The organism is Mesorhizobium sp. P3_A9, from assembly GCF_056402975.1.
The window spans coordinates 1-7,972 of record NZ_JBFUGJ010000280.1 but is presented as its reverse complement, the minus strand read 5'-3'; the positions used below and the strand labels follow the sequence as shown (position 1 = coordinate 7,972).

The following is a 7,972-nucleotide window of genomic DNA, read 5'->3' as shown; positions in this document are numbered from 1 at the left end:
ATGAGGACCCCATCATGGCCGGCGCACCCATCGCGGATCTCGACTGATGCTGAAAAAGCTTCTGGTTGCCAACCGGGGCGAGATAGCGGTCAGGATCATCCGGGCCGCACAAGATCTGGGCATCGCCACCGTGGCGGTGTACTCGGCCGCAGACGCCGGGTCGCTCCACGTCCAGCTTGCGGACGAAGCGGTCAATATCGGCCCACCGGCAGCAAAGAAGTCCTATCTCAACATCGAAGCGCTTCTGAAGGCTGCCCGTGACACCGGTTGCGACAGCGTTCACCCCGGCTATGGTTTCCTTGCCGAGAATGCCGCGTTCTCCGACGCGGTCACAGGCGCTGGATTGGTCTTCGTCGGCCCGTCGGGAGATGCGATCCGGATGATGGGAGACAAGGTCTCGGCGCGATCGGCCGCTGCCGCCGCCGGTGTCCCAGTGGTGCCAGGCTCGGCTGGCCGGGTCGAAGGCCTCGAGGCTGGCCGCCAGGTGCTGGCCGAAACCGGTTTTCCAGTGATGATCAAGGCCGCGGCAGGCGGCGGCGGGCGGGGCATCCGCATTGCCAACTCGCTCGCCGAATTCGAACAGGCCTTTCCGCAGGCCGAAGCGGAAGCCCTCGCCGCTTTTGGCGACGGTGGTCTCTACTTGGAAAAGGTGATCGGCAAGGCCCGCCATATCGAGGTGCAGGTCCTGGCGGACGGAAGCAATGCCATCCACTGCTACGAGCGGGAGTGCTCGCTGCAGCGGCGACGCCAGAAGGTTTGGGAAGAGGCGCCGTCGCGCGCGCTTTCCGACGGGTTGCGCGAGGAACTCTGCGCTTCGGCGGTCGCTTTGGCCAAGGCGGTCAGATACTCTGGTGCCGGCACGGTGGAGTATCTCTATGATCATGACGCCGACCGCTTTTACTTCATCGAGATGAACACCCGCATCCAGGTCGAGCACCCTGTCACCGAGGCGATCACCGGCATCGATCTCGTTGCCGAGATGCTTCGCATCGCCGGCGGCGAGAAGCTGCGGATTCGGCAGGGCGATGTCTCCGTCAAGGGCCATGCGATCGAAGTCCGGCTCAATGCCGAAGACCCGGCGAAGGAGTTCGCTCCCTTCCCCGGGCAGGTGGCCGAGCTTCGCATTCCCGGCGGTCCGGGCGTACGTTTCGATTCCATGCTCTACCAAGGCTATCAGGTGCCGCCCTTTTATGACTCGCTGCTTGCCAAGCTGATCGTGCATGCGGAGACGCGCGAGGCTGCGATCATGCGCCTGATCCGCGCGCTCAACGAGTTGAAGATCGGCGGGCTCAAAACCACCAAGCCGCTGTTTCTTGCGCTCGCCGCCGATCCGGCGGTGCGGACAGGAGACGTGCATACACGCTGGCTGGAAGGCTGGCTCATCGAAAACGCCGCCACTTTGGCGGGCTAAGGAGGACCGATGTCGATACGATTCAACTTCGGCGGTGACGAACATATCTTCGGCGAGGTGTCCGAGGAGATGTCGCTCACCTCCTTCTTCACCGGCCTTTCGATGACCAACGCGGTGCGTGCGGCAGACATAAGAGGCGTCACCGAGATCTGCCCGGCCAACGCCAGCTTCCAGATTCGCTTCGACCCCGACATCGTCAAGCCGCAGGATTTGCTCAGCGAACTGAAGTCGATGGAAGAGGCGGCCTCAAAGGCAGACCCGGTTCTGAAGACCCGGATCATCGAGCTGCCGGTTTACTTCCAGGATCCATGGACGCGTGAAACCTGCTTGCGCTTCCGCGAGCGCCACCAGGACCCGACCTCCACCGATCTTGAATATTCGGCACGCATCAACGGCTACGCCACGGTGGAAGAGTTTATCGCGGCCTATTCCGGCCAGCCCTGGTTCGTGTCCATGGTCGGCTTCGTCGCCGGACTGCCCTTCCTGTACCAGATGGTCGAGCGCAAGAAACAGATTCAGGCGCCGAAATATCTGCGTCCACGCACCGACACTCCCAAGCTCACCATCGGCCACGGCGGCTGCTTTGCAGCGATCTATTCGGTGCGCGGCGCCGGCGGCTACCAGATGTATGGCATAACCCCGGCACCGATCTACGACCCGACCATGAAGGTGCGCTACCTCTCCGATGATATGTGCCTGTTCAAGCCAGGCGACATCGTGAAGTTCAAGGCCATTGGCCGCGATGACTACGACGCCACGCTGGAGGAAATCGAAGCCAATCGGTGGCAACCGACGGTTCGCGAGTGCACCTTCAGCCTGAAGGACTTCAACGGCGATATTTACGGCACCAATGCAAAGCTGATGGAGCTTATCAATGGCCGTTAAGGTAATCTCTCCCGGCCTTTCGACTTCCGTGCAGGACCTTGGCCGACCGGGCCACTATCATGTCGGCATCCCCGAAGGCGGCGGCATGGACCGCTTTGCCACACGCATCGCGAACCTGCTTGTCGGCAACGATCCGGGAGCCGCGGTGCTCGAAGCCACCTTCATGGGACCCGAACTCGAATTCACCCAATCCGCGATCGTCGCCGTCACGGGAGGAGAGCTCCCACCCAAACTCAATGGCGAGGAACGGCCGACCTGGGAGAGCTTTCCGGTGAAGGCGGGAGACCGGCTTTCCTTTGGTTTCCTCAAGGGCGGTGCGCGCGCTTATCTGGCCATCTCCGGCGGCATCGACGTGCCGGTGGTTCTCGGCTCGCGCTCGACTTACATTCTGGGCGCGCTCGGCGGCCATCAGGGCCGCACGCTGAAGGCAGGCGATGAACTCCCCTTAGGTGAAGGCTCGGGCAAAGCCGGTCTTTCTCTGCCCGCAAATCTGCACCGCGCGCGGAACAATCCGGCGGAACTCAGAATGCTTCCTGGCCTGTACTGGCATCGGATTACTGAAGCCGCCGGCAATCGGTTCTTCGAGGAAACCTGGAAGGTCGCGCCCGAAGCCGACCGCATCGGCTATCGCTTCCGGGGCGGGACGCCGCTGGAGTTCGTTGAGCGCGAGCAGCCTTTCGGCGCGGGCTCCGACCCCTCCAACATCGTCGACGCCTGCTATCCCTACGGATCCGTCCAGGTGCCGAGTGGCACGGAGCCGATCGTCCTTCACCGGGATGCGGTTTCGGGTGGCGGCTACATGATGCTGGGTGTGGTGATCTCGGCCGACATGGACCTGATCGCCCAGCTCCAGCCGCACACTCCCGCGCGTTTCGTTTCGGTGACGCTGGAAGGCGCGCTTGCCGCGCGAGCCGAACAGCGCGCCGCGCTGGCGCGTGCTGAAGAGTACCTGGCCGGCTGACGTCGGCCTGGAAAAATGCCGGCGGAGGAGCCGGAGGCGAGGAGATCGGTCGGCCAAAACCGACCGCGCGTGGCGGAAGACAAAATCCGGTGCGCGAAACGACAAGACGACGCCGGGCAACGGCGTGAATTTGGCATCCGAGCAGTCCGTTAGAGACCGCCGGAACCGACAGGGGAAAGACATTAGCAACGTGACTGGCCGCAAGGCCGGATGCTTCGCGCCTTTCCGTCGGTAAGAAGAAGGAAAGGGACATGAGTCATCTGAGCGCGGAGAACGTCTCGGTGTCGTTTGCGGGGCTAAAGGCCCTGTCATCGGTAGACCTCCAGATTACGCCTGGCCGTATCGTTGGTCTCATCGGCCCCAATGGCGCCGGCAAGACCACGCTGGTCAACGTGCTGACGGGCTTCCAGGCTCCGACCGAAGGCACCGTCAAGCTCGACGGGGCGGCACTCACGGGTCTCAAGCCGCATCAGGTCCGTCGGCGCGGCATCGCCCGCACCTTCCAGGGTGGGCGGCTCTTCCGCGACCTGCCGGTGCTCGACAATCTGGAGGTGACCGGCGTTGGTCTGGGAATGAGCCGGCGCGCTGCCATCGCCGAAGCCGAAGCGATGCTCGACTGGATAGGCATCGGCGCACTCGGCTCCCGCATCGCCGGAACCTTGCCTTATACGGATGAGCGCCGTGTCGCCATTGGCCGTGCCCTGATGGGACGGCCCGCATACATCCTGCTCGACGAGCCCGCGGCCGGCATGAGCACGCTGGAGGCGCGGGAGCTTTCGGCCCTGATAAGACAGATCGCCGGCGATCTCGGCTGCGGTGTCCTGCTCATCGAGCACAATGTCGGGCTGGTGCTCGGCCTTTGCGAGCATATCGTCGTGCTCGATTCCGGAGCGATCATCGAACAAGGCCCGCCCGCCGCGATCCGCGACAGCGAGAAGGTGCGCCACGCCTATATGGGCACGGCCGCCAACACCGACCTGCCTGTGCTGGAGGTGATGGAATGAGCCTGCTCGCCCTTTCCGATATCACCATCCGATATAGCCGTCTGACCGCGGTCCGCGACGTCTCCTTCTCCATGGACGAAGGAGAAATCCTGTTCATCACCGGCCCGAACGGAGCCGGGAAGTCTTCGCTGCTGCGTGCGATCGCCGGCGTGACACCGGTGGCGGGCGGCCGGATCGACCTTGCGGGCCATGAGATCACCGGCCAGGCGCCGGAGAACATCGCCCGGCTCGGATTCTCCATGGTGCCGGAAGGGCGCGATGTCTTCGGCTCGCTGACGACCGAAGAGAACCTTCTGGTCGGCGCTGGCATGCACGCCCGCGACCGCGGCTGGCGCAGCCGGGCGGCCGACGAACTCGAAGCCGTTTACGCAACCTTCCCGATGCTGAAGGAGAGGCGGCACGGGCAAGCTGGATTGCTGTCTGGCGGGCAGCAGCAAATGCTCGTCATCGGGCGCGCGCTGATGACCAATCCGCGGCTTATAGCCATTGACGAACCTTCGCTGGGCCTCGCCCCCAACATCAACGACCAGGTCTACGAGCGGCTGATCGCTCTGCGTGCGCAGCGCCAGCTCACGCTGCTGATCGTGGAGCAGAGTTCGGCCCGGGCGATGATGGTGGGCGGGCGGATGATCCTGATGCGCGGCGGGCAGATCGTGCTCGATGGCGACGCCCGGACACTCGGCAACGGCGAGGCGATCCAGGCTGCCTATTTCGGTTACGAGGACCATTGAGATGCTCCAGATCCTGTTTGATGCACTCTCGCTTGGTTCGCTCTACGCGCTGGGCGCACTTGGCATTGCCCTTATCTTCGGCGTCATGCGGCTTGTGAACTTCGCGCATGGCGACGTCATCGCCTTCTGCGTCTTCGCGCTGCTGTGGCCGTCGACGGATGCCATGGCCATCGTCTTTGCTGGCCAATTGCCGTGGTACCTGCTGGTGCCCTTCGTGCTGCTCTGCGGGGCCGGGTTGTCGGTGCTGTGTGAAATCATCGTCTTCAGGCGGTTCCGCAAGGCAAATCCGGCAACGATGATGATCGCTTCCTTCGCGCTCGGTTTCGTCATTCGCTATTTTCTGCTGATGCTTTTCTCAAGCCGGCCGAAGTCGATCAATCTCCTCCCCGAGCTCTCCCAACCCGTCGAGATTTTCGGCGCCCGGCTGCCGCTTCTCCAGCTCATCACCATCGTCGCGACGATGTTGATCCTGTTGGGTCTGACCGTCTTTCTGCGCCGGACCCGGTTCGGACTGGAAATGCGGGCGGCGGCGGAGAATTTCTCCATGGCGCGCATGCTCGGCGTCCGCGCCAACCGGGTCATCATGGGGGCCTTCGCGCTGTCCGGCGCGCTGGCCGGTGCCATTGCCTTGATCTTCGTGGCCCAGACCGGCACCGCCGATATCCAGATGGGGGCGGCGATCATGCTGATGGCGTTCATCGCAACGGTTATCGGCGGCCTGGGCAGTCTGGCTGGCGCCGTGCTGGCGGGGTTCCTGCTCGGTGCCGCGTCGGTGATCATGCAGGTCATGCTGCCCATCGACGCCCGGCCCTTCCGCGATGCCTTTGTCTATGGAGCGGTCGTCCTTGTTCTCCTCTTCCGTCCGCAAGGCCTGATTTCGGCCCGTGGCACAAAGGAAAGGGTCTGATCCATGTCCGCAGCGTCCCCGGCCATCGAGCCGCACCTGACCACCGGCACCATCGTCGCCAAACCCCCTCGGCCCTTCGTGCTGGCGCGCCGTACCATCATCACGCCCATCCTGCTAGCGCTGTTGATGATCGCCATCGCACTGCTGACGATAATGACCGGATCGAGACCATTCAATCAGGTGATCATTGACGTCTTCCTCCGGGTCATCCTCGTCGTCGGCCTTTATGTATTTATCGGCAATTCCGGCGTGCTGAGCTTCGGCCATATCGGCTTCACCTGCCTCGGCGCCTATGTGGCGGCGTGGCTGACGATCAATCCCGTCATGAAGAAGATGGCCTTTTCCGGTCTCCCCGGCTGGCTGATAAAAACCCAAATGCCCTATTGGGAGGCGGCCATCATCGCCGCGATCTTTGCAGGACTGGCGGCGCTGGTCTTCGGGCGGATCCTGATGCGGCTATCGGGCATCGCCGCCTCCATCGCCACCTTCGCCATGCTGGCAATGATCAACACGATCTACTCCAACTGGGAAACCGTCACCGGCGGGACATCGTCGGTCGTCGGCATCCCGATCATCCGCTCGATCTGGCCCTATCTGATCGCCGCCATCATCTCGATCTTCATTGCCTGGGCACATGCCATATCGCGTTCGGGCCTCGCACTGCGTGCCGCCCGCGACGAACCGACGGCGGCAGCAGCCTCCGGCGTCGATATCCCCAGGGAGCGGCTTGTCGCCTTCGTGATCTCCGGTGCCATAATGGGGCTCGGCGGCGCCTTGATGGCCCACTCCATCGGGGTTGTAACGCCGGACACCTTCTATCTCGGTCTCACCTTCATCACCATCGCCATGCTTGTCGTTGGCGGCATGGGCAGCCTTTCGGGCGCCGTGATCGGTGTCGTGTTCCTCTCGGCCCTGATCCAGACCCTGCGCTGGCTGGAAGCCGGGGTTTCCATTGGCGACGTCGCCTTCGCCATACCGAAAGGCCTTCAGGAGATCGCCCTGGGTATCATCATGATCATCATTCTGGCGCTTCGTCCGGCAGGCGTTTTCGGCAATCGCGAGATCTCTTTAACCCGCAACCGCGGTGACTGACCGGCGGATTGTAAGCCGCCGTAACCTTGAAAGGAGAAGTCTATGATAAACAAACTAAAAATAGCGACAGCAACGATGCTCTTCACCGCAACGGCTGCGTTTCCAGCCTTGGCGGACGACAGCAAGATCGTGGTCGGTTTCGCCACGGCGGAATCGGGTTTCATGGAGGCTTACGACAAGCCTGCCACCGATGCCGCGTTGATCCGCATCGACGAAATCAACGCCGCCGGCGGTCTTCTGGGGAAGAAGATTGAAGTCGTGAAAGCCGACACCAAGTCCGACCGTGCCGAAGGCGCAAAGGCCGGTCTTTCCGTTCTCGACCAGGGCGCAGACCTCGTCGTCGTCTCCTGCGACTACGACTTCGGTTCGCCCGCGGCACTCGCCGCCGAGGCGGCTGGCAAGGTTTCCTTCTTCCTCTGCGCTGAATCCGTAAAGGCGGGCATACAGGGCGTGGGTCCGCACAGCTTCTCGGCGTCGGTGCTGGCGGCCGTGCAGGGAGCGACGATGGCCGAATGGGCATACAACAAGAAGGAGGCCAAGACCTTCTACCGCCTGCTCGACACCTGGACCGAATACAACAAGGGCATCTGCGACGGCTTCGACTGGATGATGCCGAAGCTGGAGACCAAGGGCGCCAAACTTGTGGGTCAAGATACCTTCAAGAACGACGACCCCTCAATCGCTGCCCAGATCAGCCGTATCAAGGCCCTGCCAAAAGAACCCGATGCGATCATGCTTTGCACCATGATGCCGGGCTCTGTTTCGGCGGTTAAACAGATCCGCGCCGCAGGCATCAATTCGATGATTCTCAACGGCTCCGGGGTGGACGGCAGCTACTGGCTTTCGGCCGTACCTGACCTTTCCAATTTCTACGTTCCGGTTCAGGGTTCCATCTATGGCGACGACCCGAATCCGGAAGTCAACAAGTTCAACGCAGCCTACAAGGCCAAGACCGGCGCCGACCCGTCTTCCATGTATGTC

At 62.6% G+C, this 7,972-nt stretch carries 8 protein-coding genes; all 8 read left to right on the top strand.

The window, feature by feature from the left end; all coding sequences use genetic code 11:
* Window positions 1–46: 46 nt before the first annotated feature.
* The gene (locus tag AC1DX0_RS27020; protein WP_477224155.1) at window positions 47–1,411 is read left to right on the top strand and encodes an acetyl-CoA carboxylase biotin carboxylase subunit; all 1,365 of its coding nucleotides are present in this window, start codon (window positions 47–49) and stop codon (window positions 1,409–1,411) included.
* A gap of 9 nt (window positions 1,412–1,420) precedes the next feature.
* On the top strand, window positions 1,421–2,296 hold the full coding sequence (locus AC1DX0_RS27015) for a 5-oxoprolinase subunit B family protein (protein ID WP_477224156.1): 876 nt from the start codon (window positions 1,421–1,423) through the stop codon (window positions 2,294–2,296).
* The gene (locus AC1DX0_RS27010) at window positions 2,286–3,257 is read left to right on the top strand and encodes a 5-oxoprolinase subunit C family protein (RefSeq protein WP_477224157.1); all 972 of its coding nucleotides are present in this window, start codon (window positions 2,286–2,288) and stop codon (window positions 3,255–3,257) included. The genes AC1DX0_RS27015 and AC1DX0_RS27010 overlap by 11 nt, the downstream gene beginning before the upstream one ends.
* A 251-nt stretch (window positions 3,258–3,508) precedes the next feature.
* Window positions 3,509–4,261: an ABC transporter ATP-binding protein gene (locus tag AC1DX0_RS27005; RefSeq protein WP_477224158.1), complete on the top strand. Its 753-nt coding sequence runs from the start codon at window positions 3,509–3,511 to the stop codon at window positions 4,259–4,261.
* Window positions 4,258–4,992 (top strand): ABC transporter ATP-binding protein, encoded by a 735-nt coding sequence (locus tag AC1DX0_RS27000; RefSeq protein ID WP_477224159.1) that lies wholly within the window; start codon window positions 4,258–4,260, stop codon window positions 4,990–4,992. The genes AC1DX0_RS27005 and AC1DX0_RS27000 overlap by 4 nt, the downstream gene beginning before the upstream one ends.
* A gap of 1 nt (window position 4,993) precedes the next feature.
* Window positions 4,994–5,899 (top strand): branched-chain amino acid ABC transporter permease, encoded by a 906-nt coding sequence (locus tag AC1DX0_RS26995; RefSeq protein WP_477224160.1) that lies wholly within the window; start codon window positions 4,994–4,996, stop codon window positions 5,897–5,899.
* A gap of 3 nt (window positions 5,900–5,902) precedes the next feature.
* The gene (locus AC1DX0_RS26990) at window positions 5,903–6,991 is read left to right on the top strand and encodes a branched-chain amino acid ABC transporter permease (RefSeq protein WP_477224161.1); all 1,089 of its coding nucleotides are present in this window, start codon (window positions 5,903–5,905) and stop codon (window positions 6,989–6,991) included.
* A 42-nt stretch (window positions 6,992–7,033) separates the two neighbouring features.
* Window positions 7,034–7,972, top strand: a 939-nt coding sequence (locus AC1DX0_RS26985; protein ID WP_477357461.1) for an ABC transporter substrate-binding protein, incomplete at its 3' end; no start/stop codon positions are given.